This window comes from Kitasatospora sp. MAA4 (genome assembly GCF_029893355.1).
In the GTDB taxonomy this organism is placed as follows: domain Bacteria; phylum Actinomycetota; class Actinomycetes; order Streptomycetales; family Streptomycetaceae; genus Kitasatospora.
Genome location: NZ_JARZAI010000005.1, coordinates 241209 through 263567 on the forward strand (window position 1 = coordinate 241209; position 22359 = coordinate 263567).

The window sequence follows — 22359 nt, forward strand, 5'->3', positions numbered from 1 at the left end:
TGATAATTCGGGGGTGAATCCTGCCTGGCTCGACCTCCCGGTCCGCACCGCGCTGCCCGCGCTGCGGCGCGCCCTCGACGCGCGCGGTGTGGCCGTGCTCGCGGCGCCGCCCGGCACCGGCAAGACCACGCTGGTGCCGCTCGCGCTGGCGGGGCTGGTGGAGGGCGGTCCCGCGCGGCGGGTGCTGGTGGCCGAGCCGCGCCGACTGGCCGTCCGGGCCGCGTCGCGGCGGATGGCCTGGCTGCTCGGCGAGAAGCCGGGCGGGAGGGTCGGGCACACCGTGCGCGGCGAGCGGGTGGTCGGTCCTGACACCGTGGTCGAGGTGGTCACCACCGGCGTGCTGCTGCAACGGCTGCAGCGCGACCAGGAGCTGCCGGGCGTGGACGCGGTGCTGCTGGACGAGTGCCACGAGCGCCACCTGGACGCCGACACCGCGCTCGCCTTCCTGCTGGACGTGCGGGCCGCGCTGCGTCCCGAGCTCCAGCTGCTCTGCGCCTCCGCGACCTCGGACACGGCCGCCTGGGCGTCGCTGCTGGGCTCGACCGAGGAGGGACCGGCCGAGGTCGTCGAAGCGCACGGCACCGCGCACCCCGTCGAGATCGTCTGGGCGCCCCCGGCGCGCGCCGTGCGCCCCCCGCAGGGGACGCGCACCGACCCGCTGCTGCTCGAACACGTGGCGGGTGTCGTGCGGCGGGCACTGTCCGAGCGAGCGGGCGACCTGCTCTGCTTCCTGCCGGGCGTCGGGGAGATCGCGCGGGTGAGCGGGCTGCTCGGTGGGCTCGACGGCGTGGACGTGCTCCAGCTGCACGGGCAGGCGCCGCAGGCCGTGCAGGACGCCGCGCTGACGCCCGGTCAGCGCCGCCGGGTGATCCTGGCGACCTCGGTGGCCGAGTCCTCGCTGACCGTGCCGGGTGTGCGGATCGTGGTGGACTGCGGGCTCGCGCGCGAACCGCGCACCGACCACGCGCGCGGGCTGGCCGGGCTGGTGACGGTGCGCTCCTCGCTGGCCGCCGGGCGCCAGCGCGCCGGCCGGGCCGGGCGCGAGGCCCCCGGCGCGGCCTACCGCTGCTGGTCCGAGGTCGAGGACACCCTGGCACCGCGCTTCCCCGCCCCCGAGATCGCGCTGGCGGACCTGACGCCGTTCGCGCTCCAGGTCGCCTGCTGGGGCGACCCGGGCGCCGGCTCCCTCGCGCTGCCGGACGCGCCGCCCGCGGGCGCGATGGGCGCGGCCCGCCAGACGCTGACGGCGCTGGGCGCGGTGGACGCGCAGGGCCGGGCCACCGAGCGCGGGCGGCGGTTCGCGCGGACGGGGCTGCACCCGCGGCTCGCCCGCGCGCTGCTGGACGGCGCGCCGGTGGTGGGGGCGCGGCGGGCGGCGGAGATCGTCGCACTGCTCTCCGAGGAGCCCCCGCGGGCGCTCGGCGACGATCTGGCGGCGGTGTGGCGGGCGGTGCGCGGCGGGGTCTCGGGCGTCTCGGGCGCCGAGTCGTACGGCGGGCGGTGGCGGGACGAGACGCGGCGGCTGCGCTCGCACGTGGACGCGCCGGCCACCGCGCTGCCGGACGCGGGTGCGGTCGGGCTGCTGGCCGCGCTGGCGCAGCCGGAGCGGATCGCCCGGGCGCGCGGCGCCGCCGGGACGTACCTGATGGCCTCCGGCACGGCCGGCGAGCTCCCGGCCGGCTCCGCGCTGAGCGGCTCCGAGTGGCTCGCGATCGCCGTGGCCGACCGACCGGCGGGAGCGCCGTCCGCGCGCATCCGCAGAGCAGTGCTCATCGACGAGAGCACTGCTCTCGCCGCTGCCGCTCACCTGCTGACCACCCGCGACGAGGTGCACTGGGCCGTGCCGCCCGGCAGCCGGCGCGGAGATCTGGCCGCGCGCCGCGTCCAGGCCCTGGGCGCCCTGGAACTCGAGGCCGCCGCACTCCGCTCCCCCGACCGCGCGCTGGTCCGGGCCGCCCTGCTGGAAGGGCTGGCCCGCGAGGGCGCCGGCGAACTGCTGCGCTGGTCCGAGACCGCGAGCTCGCTGCGCTCCCGGCTGGCCTTCCTGCATCACGCGCTCGGCGACCCCTGGCCCGACGTCAGCGACCAGGCCCTGCTGGCCGCCGCCGACCAGTGGCTGGAACCCGAACTCTCCCGAGCCCGCCGCCGCGCCGACCTGGAGCGACTGGACACCACCTCCGCCCTGCAACGCCTGCTCCCCTGGGCCGGCGGCCAGGCCGGCCGACTGGACGAGCTGGCACCCGAACGGATCACCGTCCCCAGCGGCTCCCGGATCCGCGTCGACTACTCCACCGAACGGCCCGTCCTCGCCGTCAAGTTGCAGGAGCTCTTCGGCTGGGCCGACACCCCCGCCCTGGCCGGCGGCCGCGTCCCCCTCACCATCCACCTGCTCTCCCCCGCCGGCCGCCCCGCCGCCGTCACCGGCGACCTCGCCTCCTTCTGGCGCACCGGCTACCGCGCCGTCCGCGCCGACCTCCGCGGCCGCTACCCACGCCACCCCTGGCCCGAGGACCCCACCACCGCCGAACCCACCAAACGCACCAACCCGCGGCGGTAACGTCTGCGCATGATCGCCGACGCCGTTCCCGTCAGATCCCGCCACGATCCGGTCACCGGTCTCTGGACGCTGACCGCGCCCGGCGGCACCCTGCGCCAACCCGTGGTCACGGAGGACGCCGTGCTGCTGCTGGTCGGCGGGAAACCGACCGCGCTCGACCTGGCCACCGGTCAGGTCCGCTGGCGGGCCGCGGACGGCCTGCCCGAGTGCGAGGACGCCTCCCCGGTGCTGCGCCACACCGGGAACCGGCTGGTGGTCGCCAGTGATGAGCCCGGCCGGTACTGGCACAAGCCCCAGCCGGTCACCCTCACCGGACTGGACACGGCCGACGGTACCCGTGCCTGGGTCCGGGACGCCGAACTCCTCTCCGACTTCCTGGTGGACGAGTCGACGAACACCCTGCTGCTCTGGCAGAGCCGCGACGCCGCGCCCCAGCACCTGACCGCGGTCGATCTCACCGACGGCACCGTGCGATGGCGCCACGAACTCCCGGGCGTCGGTGGGCCGCTGCTGGTCGGTGACCGGGTGATCGCCTCGGTGGCGACCGGACTGCGCGCCTTCCACGTGCGCACCGGCACCGAACTCTGGCGCAACGAGGCGAACGCCTTCCACCACGAGCTGCTCCTGCGCCGGAGCGAGGCGGGCGAGCCGGTGGTGGCGGCCGTGATCCTCTCCGGCGGCCTGGCCGTCATCGCCCCGGACACCGGCGAGCGGCTGCGCACGATCAGGTACCCGCGCAAGCGTGAGTCGATCGCCGTGCGCGGCGCCGGCAGGGCGTTCTGGTCCAAGTGGCCGGACCGGCTGCTGGTGCGCGAGCCCCTGCTCGGCCCTGGGCGCCCGGAACGGTTCCTGATCCGGACTCCGCTCGCCGGTTTCGGCTCGGTCGACCCCGACGGCATCGAGCCCATCGAGCTGGACGGACGCATCTACGCCGTGCTCCAACCTCGGTACACCTACTCGCGCTGGCGCCGGATCCTGCCGGGCTTCGCCGGGCAGCGCGTGCACACCGCCCGCACCGGCCGTGCCCTCGCGCTGCTGCGTCCGCTTCCCGGCCGGGTGGTGAAACGCGGGGCCTTCGTGAACGTGTATGCCGGCCCGGACCGGCTCTACCTGACAGTCGCCTACCTCAAGCGCCCCAACGCGCTGCTCGCCTACCGCAACGGCACACTGCTCTGGTCGACGCCTCTGAGCTTCCCCGTCGTCGTCCCGTTCGGCGACCGCCTGCTCGCCCTCACCGACGACGGCACTCAGGACCACCTGCGACTGATCGACGGCCAGACCGGAGAGCAGTGCCAGCCGTGACAGCGATCGTGTGGCAGGTCGGTGGGATTCCTACTAGCCTCTCCCGCGCCCTGGGTCGCGGTGATCGCACCCACCGTTCAGACCTACCGGCAGCGCCTGCTGCCGCAGTTGGGAGAACCGATCATGAGTGATCCCGTGCTTGTCGTCGGCGCCGGTCCGGTCGGTCTCACGCTGGCGGGTGAGTTGGCGCGTCGGGGCGTCCCGGTCCGGATCGTCGACGCGCTCGCGGCGCCCACCACCGAGTCGCGCGCGATCGTCGTCCATGCCCGCAGTCTCGAAATGCTCGAACAGGTGGGCGTGCTCGACGACCTCATCGCGTCCGGCATCAAGACCACCGGTCTCGAGATGCACGCGTCGGGGCGCACCATCGCCCGCGTCGACCTGGACATCGTCGACAGCGCCCACCCCTACGCGGTCGTCACCGCGCAGACCGAGACGGAACGCGTCCTGACCGAGAACCTGGCCAAGCACGGGGTCGAGGTGGAGCGGGGCCTCTCGCTGCTCGGGCTCGAGCAGGATGCCGAAGGCGTACGCGCGACCCTGCGCACCGCCGACGGCGGCGAGGAGAGCATCGCGGCGTCCTGGCTGGTCGGCGCCGACGGCGCGCGCAGCGAGGTGCGGCGGCAGGTCGGAACCGCGCTGGAGGGCTCGTTCCACGGGGAGCGCTTCCTGATGGGCGACGTGCACGCCGCGCACGACTTCGATCCCCGCTCGATGTACACCTTCTTCTCCGCGCACGACGGCCCGTTGATGGTCTTTCCGATGAAGGGCGACCGGATGCGGCTGATCGCCCAGGTCACCACCGGGTCCACGGACGAGGCGAGCCAGGAGTGGCTGCAGCGGGTCGCCGACGAGCGGGCCTCGGGGCGGATCCGGATCCACGACTCGCTCTGGCTGACCTGCTTCGAGATCCACCACGCCCAGGTGCCGCAGTACCGGTACGGGCGGGTCTTCCTGGCCGGCGACGCGGCGCACGTCCACAGCCCGGCCGGCGGGCAGGGCATGAACACCGGGATGCAGGACGCCTTCAACCTGGGCTGGAAGCTCGCCGCCGCCTACCGGGGGACCGCCTCCGAGACGCTGATCGACAGCTACCACGCGGAGCGCCACCCGGTCGCGGCGCGCGTCATCGAGTTCAGCACCAGGCTCACCCACCTGAGCACGCTGGCGAACCCGGTCGCGCAGAAGCTGCGCAATGCCCTGCTGCACACGGCAACCGGGATCGGCCCGGCCCGCCAGGCCCTGGCCGACGAGACCGAGGAGACGACGCTGTCGTACCACGGCAGCCCGGCGGTCGTGGGTTCCGTGGCGCACGCGAAGATCCGCAGCGGGGACCACCTGCCCGATGTGGCGGGCACGCAACTGCGCCGGGTGCTGGCCGCGGAGACCGGACATGTGCTGCTGACCCTCGGCCCACTCCCGGCCGCAGCCGAACTCCCCGGCGTCCGCCAGATCCTGCTGGCCGACACCGACGCCGCGGTCGCCGGGTACGACACCGTCGTCGCGGACCCGCAGCGGCGGGCGGCAACCCGCTTCGGCCTGACCTCGGGCCGCATCATGGTCCGCCCCGACGGCTACGTCGGCGCCATCGCCGCCGGTGACGACGACGCGCCGATCACGGCCTACCGCGAGCTGACGACCCGGTAGGAGCGCACCCGTCAGTGCACCCCGTCAGTGGGCGGCGGCCTCCCAGTCGGGGCCGACGCCCACCGAGACGTCCAGCGGCGCGCGCAGGTCGTAGGCGCCGGCCATCTGCTCGCGAACGATGGACTCGACCTGCTCGCGCTCGCCGGGGGCCAGTTCCAGGACGATTTCGTCGTGCACCTGGAGCAGCATCCGGGAGTTGAGCTTGGCCTCGGTGAGGGCGGCGTCCACGCGCAGCATCGCGATCTTGACGATGTCGGCGGCGGAGCCCTGGACGGGGGCGTTCAGGGCCATCCGCTCGGCCATCTCGCGGCGCTGGCGGTTGTCGCTGGTGAGGTCGGGCAGGTAGCGGCGGCGGCCCAGCAGGGTCTCGGTGTAGCCGGTGGCGCGGGCCTCCTCCACCACGCGGTGCAGGTACTCGCGGATGCCGCCGAAGCGCTCGAAGTAGGTGTCCATCAGGCCCTGCGCCTCGGCGGGCTTGATGCCCAGCTGCTGGGAGAGCCCGAAGGCGGAGAGCCCGTACGCCAGGCCGTAGGACATCGCCTTGATCTTGCGGCGCATCTCGGCGTCCACCGCGTCGCGGGCGACGCCGAAGACCGAGGAGGCGACCGTGGTGTGCAGGTCCTCGCCGCTGGCGAAGGCCTCGATCAGCGCGGCGTCCTCGGAGAGGTGGGCCATGATCCGCAGCTCGATCTGCGAGTAGTCGGCCGTCAGCAGCGACTCGTACCCCTCGCCGACCACGAAGGCGCGGCGGATCAGCCGGCCCTCCTCGGTGCGCACGGGGATGTTCTGCAGGTTGGGGTCCTGCGAGGAGAGCCGGCCGGTGGCGGCGACCATCTGGTTGAAGGTGGTGTGGATGCGGCCCTGCGGCGAGACGGTCTTGAGCAGGCCCTCGACGGTGGTGCGCAGCTTGGCCTGGTCGCGGTGGCGCAGCAGGATGACCGGCAGTTCGTTGTCGGTCTGGGTGGCCAGCCAGGTCAGCGCGTCGGCGTCGGTGGTGTAGCCGGTCTTGATCTTCTTGGTCTTCGGCAGGGCCAGCTCGCCGAAGAGGATCTCCTGGAGCTGCTTGGGCGAGCCGAGGTTGAAGGCGTGCCCGGCGGCGGCGTGTGCCTCCTCCACCACGCGCTGGATCTCGACCGCGAACTGGTTCTCCAGGGCGGTGAGATGGGCACGGTCGGCGGCGATGCCGGTGCGCTCGATGCGGGCCAGCAGCGCCGCGATGGGCAGCTCCATGTCGTGCAGCAGCTCGGCTGCGCCGACCTCGGCCAGCCGCACCGCGAAGAGCTCGGCGAGGTCGAGGACCGTGCGGGCCTGGACCATCAGGGCCCGGGCGCCCGCGTCGTCGCCGTCCTCCTCGGCGCCGAAGGCCAGTTGGCCGCTCTCGGCGGCCGGAGCGGGGGCCAGCGAGCGGCCGAGGTACTCCTCGGCGAGCACCTCCAGGGTGAAGGTGCGCCGGCCGGGCTTCTCCAGGTAGGCGGCGAGCGCGGTGTCGGCGACGACGCCGGCGATCTGCCAGCCCTGCTCGGCGAAGGCCCGCATCACCTGCTTGGCGATGTGCAGCGCCTTGGGGCGATCGGGGTCGGCCAGGAAGGCGGCGAACGCCCGGTCGTCCTCCTCGGCGAGCTGGGAGGGGTCGAACCAGACGGCGTCCTCGGCGACGGCCAGCGCGACCTCCTGGACGCTGCCGCTGCCCAGGGCCCAGCTGTAGACGGAGGCGACCGCGACGGTGCCGGTGGCCGCGGCCAGCCAGGCGGCGAGTGCGCCGGGCTCGGTGAGGACCTCGCCCGCGACCTCGATGCCCGGCGCGGCCGCCACCTCGGCGGCCTCGGCCACGCCGCCCACGTCGATGCCGAAGACGCGCTCGCGGAAGTTGGAGTTGCGGAACTCCAGCGACTCCATCAGCTGCCCGACGGCCTCGCGGTCGAAGGCGGTGCGCACCAGGTCGTCGACGCCCAGCGGGAGTTCGACGTCGCGCACCAGCTCGGTCAGCACCCGGTTGCGCTTGACGGAGTCGAGGTGCTCGCGCAGCTTCTCGCCGATCTTGCCCTTGACCTCGTCGGCCCGGGAGACCAGCTCGTCGAAGGACCCGAACTGGTTGACCCACTTCGCGGCGGTCTTCTCGCCGACGCCGGGGATGCCGGGCAGATTGTCGGACGGGTCGCCGCGCAGGGCCGCCAGATCCGGGTACTGGCGGGGCGTCACGCCGTACTTCTCGGCGACCTTCTCGGGGGTGTAGCGGGTCAGCTCGGAGACGCCCTTGGTGGGGTAGAGGACGGTGACCTGCTCGGTGACCAGCTGCAGCGCGTCGCGGTCGCCGGTGACGATCAGCACGTCGAAGCCGGCCGCCTCGGCGGCGGTGGCCAGGGTCGCGATGATGTCGTCGGCCTCGAAGCCCTCCAGTGCCATCCGCGGTACCTTCATCGCGTCCAGCAGCTCGCCGATCAGGCCGATCTGGCTCTTGAACTCGTCGGGCGTCTTGGCTCGGTTGGCCTTGTAGTCGGGGAACTCCGCCGAGCGGAAGGTCTTGCGGGAGAGGTCGAAGGCCACCGCGAGGTGGGTGGGCGCCTCGTCCCGCACGGTGTTGGAAACCATCGAGGCGAAGCCGTAGACGGCGTTGGTGGGCTGGCCGGTGGAGGTGTTGAAGTTCTCCACGGGCAGGGCGTAGAACGCCCGGTACGCCAGTGAATGGCCGTCGAGCAGCATCAGCCGGGGCCGTGCCCCCGCGCCGCCGCCACTCGCCGCACCCTGCACCGTACTCTGCGTAGCCACGTCAACGTCCGTTCCTGCCGACTCCACTGCCCGTCACTGAATCCTAGAGCCCGGCACCGACAACGGACGCCGCGACGCAGCTCCCCCGCCCCCGCCCGGCCCGGCGCCGGTCGTACGATCGCGAAAGGCCGCACCCACGGCCGGATCTCAATCGGCAGGAGACAGGCATGACCGAGGCGACCCCCACCGAGACCCCCGCGGCGACCGTCCTGGACGTCCCGCAGGACGTCCTGGAGCACTTCGCCAAGCTGGGCGTCGAGCCGTCCACCTTCTCCGGCGGAACGCTCGGCGAGAAGCTGGGCATCCGGATCGTGGAGGCCTCCGGGGACCGGGTGGTCGGCACCATGCCGGTGGAGGGCAACCAGCAGCCGTACGGTCTGCTGCACGGCGGCGCCTCGGCCGCGCTGGCCGAGACGCTGGGCTCGATCGGCGCGATGCTGCACGCGGGCCCGGGCCGCTACGCGGTCGGCGTGGACCTGAACGTCACCCACCACCGCTCGGCCACCTCCGGCCTGGTGACCGGCGTCGCGACAGCGGTCTTCAAGGGCCGTACCGCCGCGACGTACGAGATCGCCGTCACCGACGACACCGGCCGGCGGATCACCAGTTGCCGCCTGACCTGCGCGCTGCGCGACCTCTAGGCTCCCGGCGCAATGATCTGACTCATCGTCAAAAGATGTACCCCGCCCCCTTGTTTGACCGCCGCCCCAACTGGGCAGGTGCTGGCCGACAAGGGGGCGCTTCCATGCCCGGAGCAGGTCCGCGGCGGTCGGCCGCTCGCCTCCCCGTAACGCTGCGTCACACGCGCGAAATGAGCCGCCATGATCGCCGCGGCGCTCCGAGTCGACCGCCGAAAGCCGTCGAGACCCCCTCGGGGCGAGCCCGGAATCCGCAATCCGGACACTGGTGACCGGCGAACCCCTCACGGACACTCACATCCGACTATCGGACAGATCGGCCACCACCCCGGCACTCACGCACATTTGTAGCCCGAAAGGGCAACACCCCCTGTGCCACCCGGGTCGCGACACCCCCCAGAGTCCACCATGCGAGACGATCGGGTGCGGGGCTCATAACAAGAGAATCACAGCACTCCCACACCCCTGCCAGAGGTGCCTCCGGCGCTCTAGAGTCACGCCCAGTCACCGCGCCACCGGATCGGGCTCATCCAGTTCGGGCATACCCCAGCGCGCGACCCGGCACCGAGTCGGCCCCGACCCGGCGCCTCCCGACCAGAAGGGGACCCTCGTGCGTCATCGTTCACTGCTCGTCCTGAGCATCGCCCTCACCGGAGCCCTCACCGTGACCGCCTGCGGCTCCCGCGGGGGCAGCAAGTCCGGTGGCGACAGCGCGTCCGGCACCACCGTCACCATCGGCGTCGACGCACCGCTGTCCGGCCAGAACTCGGCCACCGGCCTCGGCATCCAGTACGGCGTCCAGATCGCCGTCGACGACGCCAACAAGAACAAGACCGTCCCCGGCGTCACCTTCAAGGTCAAGGCGCTGGACGACCAGGCCCAGCCCGCCACCGGCCAGCAGAACGCCACCTCGCTGGTCGCCGACAGCAGCGTGCTCGGCGTCGTCGGCCCGCTCAACTCCGGTGTCGCACAGTCGATGCAGCAGGTCTTCGAGACCGCCAACCTGGTCGAGATCTCGCCCTCCAACACCAACCCCGCGCTCACTCAGGGCCCCAACTGGGCCTCGGGCACCAAGGTCCGCGGCTACAAGACCTACTTCCGCACCGCCACCACCGACGCCCTCCAGGGCGCCTACGCCGCCCAGTACGCGTCGGGCAGCGGCAAGAAGAACGCCTTCGTCGTCGACGACAAGCAGACCTACGGCGCGGGCCTGGCCGGCATCTTCAAGGACGCCTTCGCCAAGGACGGCGGCGCCATCGCCGGCACCGACCACGTCTCCACCGGTGACAAGGACTTCTCCACCCTGGTCACCAAGATCAAGTCCTCCGGCGCCGACATGCTCTACTACGGCGGCCAGTACGACGAGGCCTCGCTGCTCTCCAAGCAGCTCAAGGCGGCCGGCGACAACATCCCGCTGATGGGCGGCGACGGCATCTTCTCCGCCACCTACATCTCGGTCGGCGGCACCGGCACCGAGGGCGACCTCGCCACCTCGGTCGGCTCCCCGGTCGACGGCCTGGCCACCGCCCAGGACTTCATCTCCAAGTACAAGGCCGCCAAGTACCCCGGCGACTACGGCACCTACGGCGGCTACTCCTACGACGCCGCCACCGCCATCATCAAGGCCATCGGCAACGTCGTGGCCGCCAACGGCGGCAAGGTCCCGTCCGACGCCCGCGCCAAGGTCGTCGACGGCGTCCAGAAGGCCGACTTCGACGGCATCGCCGGCCACGTCTCCTTCGACCAGTTCGGCGACACCAACAACAAGCAGCTGACCGTCTACCAGGTCACCGGCGGCAAGTGGGTCTCCGTCAAGACCGGCGCCTACACCGGCTGACCTGGGGCCTGGCCCGACCGCACCACCGGCCGCGCGCGCACACCAATGGCGCGCGCGGCCGCTCCGTCCCCCCACCCCGCGAGACGCCACGCTCTCCCACAGCGACCTCTCCACAGCGACATGGAGGCTGCGGTGTTGCACACCCTGCCGCAACAACTCGCCAACGGGCTGTTCCTAGGCTCGACCTACGGTCTCATCGCCATCGGCTACACGATGGTCTACGGGATCGTGCAGCTCATCAACTTCGCCCACGGCGAGATCTTCATGACCGGAGGCTTCGGCGCTCTCACCGTCTACCTCGTCCTGCCGCACGGCACCTCGCTCTGGCTGGCCCTGCCGCTGATGCTGATCGGCGGCGCCGCCACCTCCGTCCTGATAGCCCTGGGCGCCGAACGCTTCGCCTACCGGCCACTGCGCACCGCGCCCCGGCTCGCCCCGCTGATCGCCGCCATCGGCCTCTCGCTCGCGCTCCAGCAGGCCGTGCACAACCTCTACCCCAAGGCCACCAGCCCCCGGGTCTTCCCGCAGATCCCCAGCGGCCCCTGGCACCTGGGCGGCGTCGACATCCAGTCCGGCGACCTCTTCACGCTGATCGCCGCGCCGATCTGCATGGTCGTACTGGCCCTGTTCGTCCGCAAGTCCCGCACCGGCCGCGCCATGCAGGCCACCGCCCAGGACCCGGACACCGCACAGCTGATGGGCATCGACACCAACCGGATCATCGCCACCGCCTTCGCCATCGGCGCCGTCTTCGCCGCCGTCGCCGCGATCTGCTACGGCCTGCGCTACGGCCAGGTCAGCTACGACATGGGCTTCGAGGCCGGCCTCAAGGCCTTCACCGCGGCCGTCCTCGGCGGCATCGGCAACATCTACGGCGCGATGCTCGGCGGACTGGTCCTGGGCCTCGCCGAAGCACTCGCCACCGCCTACATGGCCGACATCCCCGGCATGCAGCAGCTCGGCGGCCAGGCCTGGTCCCCGGTCTGGGCGTTCGTGCTGCTCATCCTGGTCCTGCTGCTGCGACCACAAGGACTACTCGGCGAACGCGTAGCGGACCGGGCCTGAGGACGGAGGAGAAGACACCCATGAACAGCACACCGCTCATCCCCCTCGTCAAGGTCGCCGCGGGCCGCCAACTCGCCCGCCTGGAAGGCTCGGTGCCGGCAGGAACGGCCCGCGCGCTGACCGCCGGCGGCGCCGTCCTGACCATCGCCTCGGCCTTCCTGTCCTGGACCTGGACCGCCGACTTCCCCGGTGACCTCACCGTCAGCGGCTACCCCGGCGGCCTGCAGTGGCTCACCGTCACCGCCGGCCTGCTGCTGCTCCTCCAGGCCCTGTCCGCGTACGGCGTCCGCGGCCTGCGCTGGCTCGCCCCCACCGGACAGACCCGGGCGCTGCGCCTGCTGGCCCTCGGCGCCCTCGCCGTCACCTGGTTCACCCTCGGCGCCATCGCCGAGGAGCTCGGCGGACTCGCCAACCTCACCGCCGGCGGCTGGGTCGCCGCCGTCGCCGTCCTGCCCGCGCTGTACGGCACCCGCGCCCTGCCCGCCGACGAGAAGCCGGCCGCCCGACCCGCGACCGCGCCCGCCTGGCAGGAGCGGCTGATCGTCACCGCGATCGCCGCGATCGGCCTGGGCATCTTCACCTACGGCATCGACACCTCCTACGGCGAGCTGTTCGAGGGCTTCCTGATCAGCGTCGTCTTCAGCGCCACCGCCTTCTTCCGGTCCGGCCTCTTCGAGCGGATCTCGGCGCTGCTCACCCGGCAGAAGCCGTTCGCGATGACCGCCGCCTTCGTCGCCGCCGCACTGTTCCCGCTGACCCAGAGCGACGACCACAACGCCAACGTCGGCGTGAACATCCTGATCTTCGCCACCGTCGCGCTCGGCCTGAACATCGTGGTCGGCCTCACCGGCCTGCTCGACCTCGGCTACGTCGCCTTCCTCGGCGTCGGCGCCTACACGGCCGCGCTGGTCTCCGGCTCGCCGTACTCGCCCTTCCACACCCAGGTGCCGTTCTGGATCGCGGCACTGCTCGGCGGCGGCGTCTCGCTGGTGTTCGGCGTGCTGATCGGCGCCCCCACCCTGCGGCTGCGCGGCGACTACCTCGCCATCGTCACCATCGGCTTCGGCGAGATCTTCCACATCGCCGTACGCAACCTGGACGGCACCTCGGGCCCGAAGATCACCAACGGTCCGAACGGCATCCCCGCCATCCCCGACATCAGCATCTTCGGCCTCAACCTCGGCCAGGCCCACCAGCTCGGCTCGTTCACCATCGGGCGGTTCGCCAACTACTTCTTCCTGATGCTGATCGTCACGCTGATCGTGATCGCGGTCTTCAGCCGGGCCGGCAACTCCCGGATCGGCCGCGCCTGGATCGCCATCCGCGAGGACGAGACCGCCGCCGAGGCGATGGGCATCAACGGCTTCCGCACCAAGCTCACCGCCTTCGCTCTCGGCGCCTCGCTGGCCGGCCTGGCCGGCACCGTCAGCGCCCACGTCACCTACAACGTGGTGCCCGACCCGTACGTCTTCGCCGGCTCCGCCCCGCCCAACTCGGCCTTCCTGCTGGCCGCCGTCGTCCTCGGCGGCATGGGGACGGTCAGCGGCCCGCTGCTCGGCGCCTCGCTGCTCTACCTGATCCCCGAGAAGCTGGTCTTCCTGCGCGACTACCAGCTGCTCGCCTTCGGCGTCGCGCTGATCCTGCTGATGCGCTTCCGCCCCGAGGGCATCGTCGCCAACCGGCGCCGGCAGCTGGAGTTCCACGAGGCCGACATCCCCGCCCAGGGCGGCAGCACCGACACCACCACCCTCAGCACGGCAGGAGCGTGACCATGAGCAACCTGACCAAGACGGCCACCGCCGCGCCGCTGCTGGACGCCCGCGGGGTCACCATGCGGTTCGGCGGCCTCACCGCCGTCAACAACGTGGACCTGACGGTCAGCGAGGGCGAGATCATCGGCCTGATCGGCCCCAACGGCGCCGGCAAGACCACCTTCTTCAACTGCCTGACCGGCCTGTACGTCCCCACCGAGGGCACCGTCAGCTACCGCGACAAGGTCCTGCCGCCCAAGCCCCACCTGGTCACCCAGGCCGGCATCGCGCGCACCTTCCAGAACATCCGGCTCTTCGCCAACATGACCGTCCTGGAGAACGTCCTGGTCGGCCGGCACAGCCGGACCAAGGAAGGCCTGATCTCCGCCCTCATCCGCGGCCCCGGCTACCGGCGCGCCGAGGCCGAGAGCCGCGAGAAGGCCATGGAGCTGCTCGCCTTCACCGGCCTGGACAACAAGGCCGACCACCTGGCCCGCAACCTCCCCTACGGCGAGCAGCGCAAGCTGGAGATCGCCCGCGCGATGGCCAGCGAACCCGGCCTGCTGCTGCTGGACGAGCCGACCGCCGGCATGAACCCGCAGGAGACCCGGGCCGCCGAGGAACTCGTCTTCGCCATCCGGGACAAGGGCATCGCGATCCTGGTCATCGAGCACGACATGCGGTTCATCTTCAACCTCTGCGACCGCACAGCCGTGCTGGTCCAGGGACAGAAGATCGTCGAGGGCGACAAGGAGACCGTCCAGGGCGACGAGCGGGTGATCACCGCGTACCTCGGCGCGCCGCTGGAGACCGAGACCGCTACTGAGCCCGGCGAGACGAGCACGGAGACCTCCGAATGACCACCGCACTCCTGGAGGTCACCGACCTCCGCGTCGCCTACGGCAAGATCGAAGCCGTCAAGGGCATCAGCTTCACCGTCAACCAGGGCGAGGTCACCACCCTGATCGGCACCAACGGCGCCGGCAAGACCACCACCCTGCGCACCCTGTCCGGCCTGCTCAAGCCCACCGCCGGGACGATCCTCTTCGACGGCCAGGCGCTGAACACCGTCCCCGCGCACAAGATCGTCGCGCTGGGACTGGCCCACTCCCCCGAGGGCCGGCACATCTTCCCGCGGATGAGCATCGAGGAGAACCTCCTCCTCGGCGCCTTCCTGCGCAAGGACCCCGCCGGCATCACCGAGGACGTCGAGCGCGCCTACACGCTCTTCCCGATCCTCGGCGAGCGCAGGAAGCAGGCCGCAGGCACCCTGTCCGGCGGCGAGCAGCAGATGCTCGCGATGGGACGGGCGCTGATGTCGCGTCCGAAGCTGCTGATGCTCGACGAGCCGTCCATGGGCCTGTCGCCGATCATGATGCAGAAGATCATGGCGACCATCGTGGAACTCAAGGCCAACGGCACCACCATCCTGCTCGTCGAGCAGAACGCCCAGGCGGCGCTCTCGCTCTCCGACCAGGGGTACGTCATGCAGACCGGGCAGATCGTGCTGACCGGGACGGGGGCGGAGCTGCTCACCGACGAGTCGGTGCGCAAGTCCTACCTCGGCGAGGACTGACCTTTACGCAGGAGGGGGCCGGCCACGCGTCCGTGGCCGGCCCCCTCTTGCTTCTTAACCCTCGGCGGCGTCGGCGGCCTTCTTGTTGTCCTGCGCGACGCCCTCCTCGATCACGGCCTCCGCGACGGCGGCCATGGTCATCCGGCGGTCCATCGAGGTCTTCTGGATCCAGCGGAAGGCAGCCGGCTCGTTCAGCCCGAACTTCGTCTGCAGCACGCTCTTCGCCCGGTCCACCAGCTTGCGCGTCTCCAGCCGCTGGGTGAGGTCGGCGATCTCCTCCTCCAGCGTCCGCATCTCGGTGTAGCGGGAGACCGCCATCTCGATCGCGGGCACCAGGTCGCTCTTGGAGAACGGCTTGACGATGTACGCCATCGCCCCGGCATCCCGCGCCCGGTCCACCAACTCGCGCTGCGAGAACGCGGTCAGCATCAGGACGGGCGCCAGGTGCGCGTCGTGGATCTGCTCGGCGGCGGACAGGCCGTCCAGGATCGGCATCTTCACGTCGAGGATCGCCAGGTCAGGGCGCAGCTCCTGGACCAACCTCACCGCCGTCTCCCCGTCCCCGGCCTCACCGACGACGGTGTAGCCCTCCTCTTCGAGCATCTCCTTCAGGTCGAGGCGGATCAGCGCCTCGTCCTCGGCGATGACAATTCGGGTGATCTGGGTCAAGTCGGTCTCAAGCGCCTGGGGCTGCTCGTCGGCGGTGCTCACGGGGCTCCTCGTTCCGGCGGGTACTGCAAGCATTGAGGGTACCTAGCCACATGCGAGCAAACACACCCGGTATGCTCTCCTCAGACCTCCCAGCCGGGTTGGTGGAACGGCATACACAGAAGCCTCAAAAGCTTCCGCCCGAAAGGGCTTGCGGGTTCGAATCCCGCACCCGGCACCGCCTTTAGCCTTTGAATCCAAAATCGCAAGCGATCTTGCGACATTCATCACCTTGAGTGATCTGCGTCGCGAGTATCCAGCATTCGGACCAGCCAGATGCATGCTGGCGCCATGGCGATGCGATCTGTACGCGAAGAAGCCGTTCTCCTCCTGCGAGACGGCATGCCCAACGCCGAGGTATCGCGCCTGCTCAGCGTTCCGACAGGGACGGTCGGCTACTGGAAGCACATGGATCGCGCCAAGCACGGTGACCTTCCCGGGCGTAAGCGGTCCACCTGCCCAACCTGCTACGGCGACAAGCTGGATGAGCCCGCCTACTCCTACCTCCTGGGCCTCTACCTCGGCGACGGTCACATCATCCGACCCAAGCAGCACCGGACGTACAACCTCGCCATCTCGTGCGGCGACGCCTGGCCCGGACTCATGGATGCCGCGGAGGAGGCCATGCGCCGGGTCCTGCCGAACAACACGCCCTGCCGAGTGCGGCGGATCGGCTGTCACGACGTCAAGGTCTACTCGCAGCACCTGCCATGCCTCTTCCCCCAGCACGGCCCCGGCAAGAAGCACGAGCGCCTCATAGCCCTGGCGCCCTGGCAGCAGACGATCGTCGACGCGCACCCCTGGGGGCTGCTGCGCGGCCTGATCCACTCGGACGGATGTCGGATCGTCAACTGGGCGACCCGGACGACCAACGGCGTGACCAAGCGGCACGAGTACCCGCGGTACTTCTTCACCAACACGTCCGTCGACATCCTGCGCATCTTCACGGACACCCTGGACGCCGTCGGTGTCGAGTGGAAGGCCACAAAGCGCACGGTGAGCGGCGTCAACGTCTCCGTCGCCCGCAAGGCCTCCGTCGCGCTCATGGACCTGCACATCGGCCCCAAACACTGACTGCCCCAGCGCCGTTGGCACCAGGGCAGTCACGGTCCAACACTCAGCTGTCGAATCCCAGCCCCAGCCGGTCCAGCGTCTTCAGCCACACGTTCCTGCGTCCCGCGTTCCGGTCCGCGCGGTCCAGCGACCACTTCGTCAGCTCGATCCCCGCCCACCGCACCGGCTCCGGGGGGAACGGGAGCGGCTTGCGGCGGACCATCTCCAGGGCCGTGCGCTCGGTCTGCTTGCCCCCCAGCAGGTCGAGCATCACCTCCGCGCCGAAGCGGGTGGCGCCGACGCCGAGGCCGGTGTAGCCGGCGGCGTAGGCGACCTTGCCCTTGTACGCGGTGTCGAAGAAGGCGGAGAACCGGGTGCAGGTGTCGATCGCGCCGCCCCAGGCGTGGGTGAAGCGCAGGCCCTCCAGCTGGGGGAAGGTCTGGAAGAAGTGCGTGGCCAGCGTGTGGTTGGTCTGCGGGCGCTGGTCGTACTCCGCACGCACCTTGCCGCCGAAGTTGTAGATGGCGTCGTAGCCGCCCCACAGGATCCGGTTGTCGGCCGACAGCCGGTAGTAGTGGAACTGGTTGGCGCTGTCGCCCAGGCCCTGGCGGTTCTGCCAGCCGATCGAGGCGAGCTGCTCGGCGTTCAGCGGCTCGGTCATCAGCGCGTAGTCGTAGACCGGCACGACGTACGGGCGCACCCGGCGCACCAGCGAGGGGAAGACGTTGGTGCCCAGCGCGACCCGACCCGCGAAGACCCGCCCGTACGCCGTCCGCACGGCCATCCCCGCGCCGGACTCGGCGATGTCGGTGGCGAGGGTGTGCTCGAAGATCCGTACGCCCTGGTCGAGGCAGGCCTGCTTGAGGCCCCAGGCGAGCTTGGCCGGGTTGACCATGGCCACGCCGTCCTTGTCCCAGAAGCCGCCCAGGTAGCTGGGCGAGTTGACCTGGGCGCGCATCGCGTCGGCGTCGAGCAGCTCGCAGTCGGCGCCGAACGAGCGTGCCAGCTCCGCGAGTTCGTGCAGGCCGTCGAGCTGGTAGGGCTCGGTCGCGACGTCGATCTCGCCGGTGCGCTCCCAGTCGCAGTCGATGCCGTGGCGCCGGACGCTGTCCTCGATGGCCTGGAGGTTCTGGGCGCCCAGGTGTTCCAACCGCTCCAGCTCGTCGGGCCAGCGCTCCAGGCCGTTGCCGAGTCCGTGGGTGAGGCTGGCGGCGCAGAAGCCGCCGTTGCGTCCGGAGGCCGCCCAGCCGACCTCCTTGCCCTCGATCAGGACCACGTCGAGCGAGGGGTCGCGCTCCTTGGCGATCAGCGCGGTCCACAGGCCGCTGTAGCCGCCGCCGACCACCAGCAGGTCGCAGCGGGCGTCCCCCACCAGGGCGGAGTGGGCCTGCGGTCGCGCGGGGTCGTCCAGCCAGAACGGGGTGGGCTGGACGTCCTTGAGGGAGAGGGCGGGATCCACGGGTCGTACCTTCTTTGCGTGGGCGTGGGGGTTCGGAGCGGGGGACGGCGACAGGCGGTCCGGTCAGCCGTCCTCGCCCGGCGACGTGATCACGTACGCCTTGCGGAGCGTCTCGTGCACGGTCCAGATCGTCCGGTCGCCCTCGTGCAGGACGGCGAGGTCGCCGGGGCCGACCTCCAGGGTGGGGCCGTCCGCGATCTCGACGGTGGCGCGGCCGCTGATCACCACGAACAGCTCGTCGGCCTCGGTGTCCGAGACCACGCCCGGGGTGATCTGCCAGATTCCGCGCGCCTGCCGGCCGTCCTCGGACTCCCAGAGCACCTTTCCGGTGACCTCGGGGTCGCCGGAGATGATCTGCGAGGGGTCCAGCGGCTCGGGTTCCAGTTCGACGTCGGGAATGTGCAGAGCGAAACTGTTGGTCATAACTGGACGCTATCCGCTCATACCGGCCCGGAGCAGGATGCAGCATGTGTCGTTCCGGCCGAACGGGATGACAGCTCGTAAGCCTCGAAAGCCCCCGACCGCGCGAGCGGCCAGGGGCTTTCACAAGGGACGGTCAGCTGCGGCCGACCAGCGCGTGGGCGCTGGCCTCGGTGAGCCACTGCGCGTACGCGGGGCTGCCGGGGCTGAGGTCGAGCGAGGGGTCGCGCCGGGCCTTGCGGGCCCGCCAGCGCTCCAGCGGGATGTAGAGCAGGCAGGAGCCGGTGACGATGACCAGGCAGTAGGTGACCGCCTGGGTGCCGTTCTGCGAGTACTGCTCCCAGGCCGCCCATCCGCAGATGCTGACCAGGCAGAGCACGATTCCGGCGATGCTGAGCCAGCCGCCGGGGATCCTGTACGGCCGCTCCAGCTCGGGCTCCTTGATCCGCAGCGCGATCAGCGCGGCGACCTCCAGCAGGATGCCGATGTTGGTGAGGAAGACGTCGAAGATGACCAGGTTGGTGAAGCTGCTGAGGCAGAACAGCGCGTAGATCACCGAGGAGCCGATGATCGAGACGATCGGCATCCGGTAGCGCCGGGACTCCTTGGCCACCCATCGCGGGAAGTAGCCGTCCTGGGCGAGGACCAGCGGCAGGCGGGAGTTGGAGGCGAGCAGCGCGGAGAACATCGCGACGGCCGCGAACATCCCGCCGATGGTGACGGTCACCTGGAGCCAGGGGCCGGCGAGTTGCTTGGCGACGTCGGAGAACGAGCCGGCGTGCCAGTTCTTCCAGCCGGCGTCGCCGCCGGAGCCGCTGGCGAGGGAGGCGATGGAGGGCAGCAGGTAGCCGACCATGATCAGCACCATCGCGATGGAGAGCGCCCGGGGCAGGTGCTTGCGCGGGTTCTCCATCTCTCCGGCGACGTTCGAGACGCTGTCCCAGCCGGAGTAGTTCCACATCACGATGAACAGGCCGGAGCCGAAGGCGTTGAAGGTGGACTGGTCGGAGGAACTGGTCAGCGAGCTCACCGGGTTGATGCCGTGACTGGCCAGGTGGGCGATGCCGATGGCGGTGAGGATCAGCATCGGGGTCAGGCAGATCAGCGCGAAGACCACCGAGGACTCGCCCACCCAGCCGGCGCCGAGCAGGTTCACTCCGGTGAAGACGGCGATGACCGCGAGGCAGATGAACCAGTTCAGGTCGAACTGGAGGTGTCCGATGCTGAAGAGCACGTGCTTGCCGGGCGCGACGGCGGAGACCAGGCTCTGCAGGTAGCTGGTGAAGAGCACCGGGTAGAGCGCCATGTCCACGAAGCTGCAGATCCACTGCAGGACGCCCTGCTGGAATCCCCAGAACTTCCCGAGGCCCTTCTTCACCCAGTGGTAGTAGCCGCCTTCGACCGGGATGGCGGTGCCGAGTTCGGCGCAGATCAGCGCGTTGGGCACGCTGTAGACGAGCGGGGTGACGACGATCAGCAGGATGGCCATGCCGGGCCCGGAGGTGGAGAAGAGCGTCTCGATACCGTAAGCGCCTCCGGAGACGCTGAAGAAGATCAACGCGACCAGTGGCATGAGACGTACCCGCCGGGGGGACGGCAGGCGCTTCACGGACTGATCCACGGTTATGGCGGTCAATGGTCACCTCTGAAAGATCGGCCTGCGGGTCCCTGGGTGGGGTCGCGGGCGGAGACTCCGGCCAGTGGGGGCAGGCCGGCGTGGTGAGTGGTGGCAGCGGTGGAAGCCCGACCGGCGCTCGACCCGCCGGTGTCCCTAGAGTTTCGGGCCTGCCTCCATTGCGGGCAATCAAGCAAAGTGTCAAGGGTCGTGTTGCAGCTTTGACACGATGCCTACGCGAGGAAGTGATCATCTCGCAAACCAAACGGGCGGCGTCCTCCGTGGGGAGGACGCCGCCCGTGCAGGGCCGTGCAGCGGGGTCGGTCAGTTGTCCAGTTCGCCGACGTGGTGCACGCGCACCAGATTGGTGGAGCCGGCCAGCCCGGGCGGCGAGCCGGCCGTGATGATGACGATGTCGCCGCGCTGGCAGCGGCCCAGGCTGAGCAGCTGGGCGTCCACCTGGGCGACCATCTCGTCGGTGGTGGGCACGAACGGGCCGAGGAAGGTCTCCACTCCCCAGGTGAGCGCCAACTGGCTGCGCACCGAGGGCTCGTAGGTGAAGGCGAGGACCGGGATCGGCGAGCGGTAGCGGGTCAGCCGGCGTGCGGTGTCGCCGCTCTGGGTGAAGGCGATCAGGTACTTGGCGTTGAGGAAGTCGCCGATCTCGGCCGCCGCGCGGGCCACCGCGCCGCCCTGGGTGCGGGGCTTGCTGCGGACGGTCAGCGGGGGCAGGCCCGCCGCGAGGACCTCCTCCTCGGCGGCCTCGATGATCCGGCCCATGGTCTTGACCGTCTCGACCGGGTACTTGCCGACCGAGGTCTCCCCGGAGAGCATCACCGCGTCGGTGCCGTCCAGCACCGCGTTGGCGACGTCCGAGGCCTCGGCGCGGGTGGGCCGCGAGGCGTTGATCATCGAGTCGAGCATCTGGGTGGCGACGATGACCGGCTTGGCGTTGCGCTTGGCCAGCTTGACGGCCCGCTTCTGGACCAGCGGGACCTGTTCCAGCGGCATTTCGACGCCCAGGTCGCCGCGGGCGACCATGATGCCGTCGAAGGCGTCGACGATCGATTCGAGGTTGTCGACCGCCTGCGGCTTCTCCACCTTGGCGATGACGGGGAGGAAACGTCCCTCCTCGCGCATCACGGTGTGGACGTCCTCGATGTCCTTGCCGCTGCGGACGAAGGAGAGGGCGATCAGGTCGGCGCCGATCCGCAGGGCCCAGCGCAGGTCGGCGACGTCCTTGTCGCTGAGCGCGGGCACCGAGACGGCGACTCCGGGAAGGTTGAGGCCCTTGTGGTCGGAGACCAGGCCGCCTTCGATGACGATGCAGTGCACGCGGGGTCCGTCGACGTGGGTGACCTCCAGGCAGACCCGGCCGTCGTCGACGAGGATGCGCTCGCCGCGCGAGACGTCCCCGGCGAGTCCCTTGTAGGTGGTGCCGCAGATCTCCTTGTCGCCGGGGACGTCCTCCACCGTGATGGTGAACTCGTCGCCGCGTTCAAGGAGTACGGGCCCCTCGGCGAACTTGTCCAGGCGGATCTTCGGACCTTGGAGGTCGACGAGGATTCCGACGCTGCGGCCGGTCTCGTCCGCGGCCTTGCGGACGCGGCGGTAGCGCTCCTCGTGCTCGATGTGGGAGCCGTGGCTCAGGTTGAAGCGGGCGATGTCCATGCCGGCGTCGACCAGGGCCTTGATCTGGTCGTACGAGTCGGTGGCGGGCCCGAGAGTACAGACGATTTTTGCTCGGCGCATGGGACTGAGCGTACGCATTACCGGTGCGTAACAACGACCTGCGCGCGGACGCCCGGATGACCGTTGCCGGAAGCTTGGCCCAACTTCCTGACGACAGGTGACATCTGTTGGCCGCCAGCCGAGTTGGCCTTCGATTCCGTCCGTCGACGGTGGAGCGATGCGATTTCGTGAAGGCTTGTTCACCCCCGGTTCATGCCGGCGTCGGCCACCGCT

The 22359-nt window shown here is 70.7% G+C and carries 16 protein-coding genes and 1 tRNA gene; 11 read left to right on the plus strand and 6 right to left on the minus strand.

All coding sequences use genetic code 11. From position 1 onward, the window contains the following. Window positions 1-13: 13 nt before the first annotated feature. The 3 genes from hrpB (at window position 14) to P3T37_RS09505 (ending at window position 5506) form a co-directional block, all read left to right on the plus strand. A complete protein-coding gene (hrpB, locus tag P3T37_RS09495; RefSeq protein WP_280723040.1) occupies window positions 14-2557 on the plus strand; it encodes an ATP-dependent helicase HrpB in 2544 nt (847 codons plus the stop codon). Between the two features lie 9 nt (window positions 2558-2566). Further along, on the plus strand, window positions 2567-3859 hold the full coding sequence (locus P3T37_RS09500; RefSeq protein WP_280723041.1) for a PQQ-binding-like beta-propeller repeat protein: 1293 nt from the start codon (window positions 2567-2569) through the stop codon (window positions 3857-3859). 123 nt (window positions 3860-3982) lie between these two features. Continuing rightward, window positions 3983-5506, plus strand: a complete 1524-nt coding sequence (locus P3T37_RS09505) for an FAD-dependent monooxygenase (protein WP_280723042.1) — start codon at window positions 3983-3985, stop codon at window positions 5504-5506. A 24-nt stretch (window positions 5507-5530) separates the two neighbouring features. Here the strand turns inward: P3T37_RS09505 and polA are convergent, their stop codons facing one another. After that, window positions 5531-8206 (minus strand): DNA polymerase I, encoded by a 2676-nt coding sequence (polA, locus tag P3T37_RS09510; protein ID WP_280723151.1) that lies wholly within the window; start codon window positions 8204-8206, stop codon window positions 5531-5533. A gap of 233 nt (window positions 8207-8439) precedes the next feature. Here polA and P3T37_RS09515 point away from each other — a divergent pair, with 233 nt between their 5' ends. From P3T37_RS09515 to P3T37_RS09540, 6 genes are all read left to right on the plus strand, one after another. Continuing rightward, window positions 8440-8913 (plus strand): hotdog fold thioesterase, encoded by a 474-nt coding sequence (locus tag P3T37_RS09515; protein ID WP_280723043.1) that lies wholly within the window; start codon window positions 8440-8442, stop codon window positions 8911-8913. Window positions 8914-9520: 607 nt separating this feature from the next. Further along, window positions 9521-10747, plus strand: a complete 1227-nt coding sequence (locus tag P3T37_RS09520) for a branched-chain amino acid ABC transporter substrate-binding protein (protein WP_280723044.1) — start codon at window positions 9521-9523, stop codon at window positions 10745-10747. 135 nt (window positions 10748-10882) lie between these two features. Continuing rightward, entirely contained in the window at window positions 10883-11812 is a 930-nt protein-coding gene (locus P3T37_RS09525; protein ID WP_280723152.1) for a branched-chain amino acid ABC transporter permease, read from the plus strand. Between the two features lie 20 nt (window positions 11813-11832). Next, entirely contained in the window at window positions 11833-13581 is a 1749-nt protein-coding gene (locus P3T37_RS09530) for a branched-chain amino acid ABC transporter permease (protein ID WP_280723045.1), read from the plus strand. A 2-nt stretch (window positions 13582-13583) separates the two neighbouring features. Then, window positions 13584-14423 (plus strand): ABC transporter ATP-binding protein, encoded by an 840-nt coding sequence (locus P3T37_RS09535; RefSeq protein WP_280723046.1) that lies wholly within the window; start codon window positions 13584-13586, stop codon window positions 14421-14423. After that, window positions 14420-15139 carry an ABC transporter ATP-binding protein gene (locus tag P3T37_RS09540; protein WP_280723047.1) on the plus strand — a complete coding sequence of 240 codons (720 nt, stop codon included), beginning with the start codon at window positions 14420-14422 and terminating at the stop codon, window positions 15137-15139. The genes P3T37_RS09535 and P3T37_RS09540 overlap by 4 nt, the downstream gene beginning before the upstream one ends. 54 nt (window positions 15140-15193) lie before the next feature. Here the strand turns inward: P3T37_RS09540 and P3T37_RS09545 are convergent, their stop codons facing one another. After that, entirely contained in the window at window positions 15194-15850 is a 657-nt protein-coding gene (locus tag P3T37_RS09545; RefSeq protein WP_280723048.1) for a response regulator, read from the minus strand. A gap of 92 nt (window positions 15851-15942) precedes the next feature. On the opposite strand from P3T37_RS09545, the gene P3T37_RS09550 reads away from it, so the two are divergent. Further along, window positions 15943-16025, plus strand: a tRNA-Leu gene (locus P3T37_RS09550). Window positions 16026-16144: 119 nt separating this feature from the next. Further along, window positions 16145-16921 carry a helix-turn-helix domain-containing protein gene (locus tag P3T37_RS09555; protein ID WP_280723153.1) on the plus strand — a complete coding sequence of 259 codons (777 nt, stop codon included), beginning with the start codon at window positions 16145-16147 and terminating at the stop codon, window positions 16919-16921. 43 nt (window positions 16922-16964) lie between these two features. Here the strand turns inward: P3T37_RS09555 and P3T37_RS09560 are convergent, their stop codons facing one another. The 4 genes from P3T37_RS09560 to pyk form a co-directional block, all read right to left on the minus strand. Continuing rightward, window positions 16965-18359, minus strand: a complete 1395-nt coding sequence (locus P3T37_RS09560) for an FAD-dependent oxidoreductase (RefSeq protein ID WP_280723049.1) — start codon at window positions 18357-18359, stop codon at window positions 16965-16967. A gap of 63 nt (window positions 18360-18422) precedes the next feature. Further along, the gene (locus tag P3T37_RS09565) at window positions 18423-18782 is read right to left on the minus strand and encodes a cupin domain-containing protein (protein ID WP_280723050.1); all 360 of its coding nucleotides are present in this window, start codon (window positions 18780-18782) and stop codon (window positions 18423-18425) included. Between the two features lie 133 nt (window positions 18783-18915). Beyond that, a complete protein-coding gene (locus P3T37_RS09570) occupies window positions 18916-20352 on the minus strand; it encodes an APC family permease (RefSeq protein WP_280723051.1) in 1437 nt (478 codons plus the stop codon). A gap of 366 nt (window positions 20353-20718) precedes the next feature. Continuing rightward, window positions 20719-22146 carry a pyruvate kinase gene (gene pyk, locus P3T37_RS09575; protein WP_280723052.1) on the minus strand — a complete coding sequence of 476 codons (1428 nt, stop codon included), beginning with the start codon at window positions 22144-22146 and terminating at the stop codon, window positions 20719-20721. Between the last annotated feature and the right edge of the window lie 213 nt (window positions 22147-22359).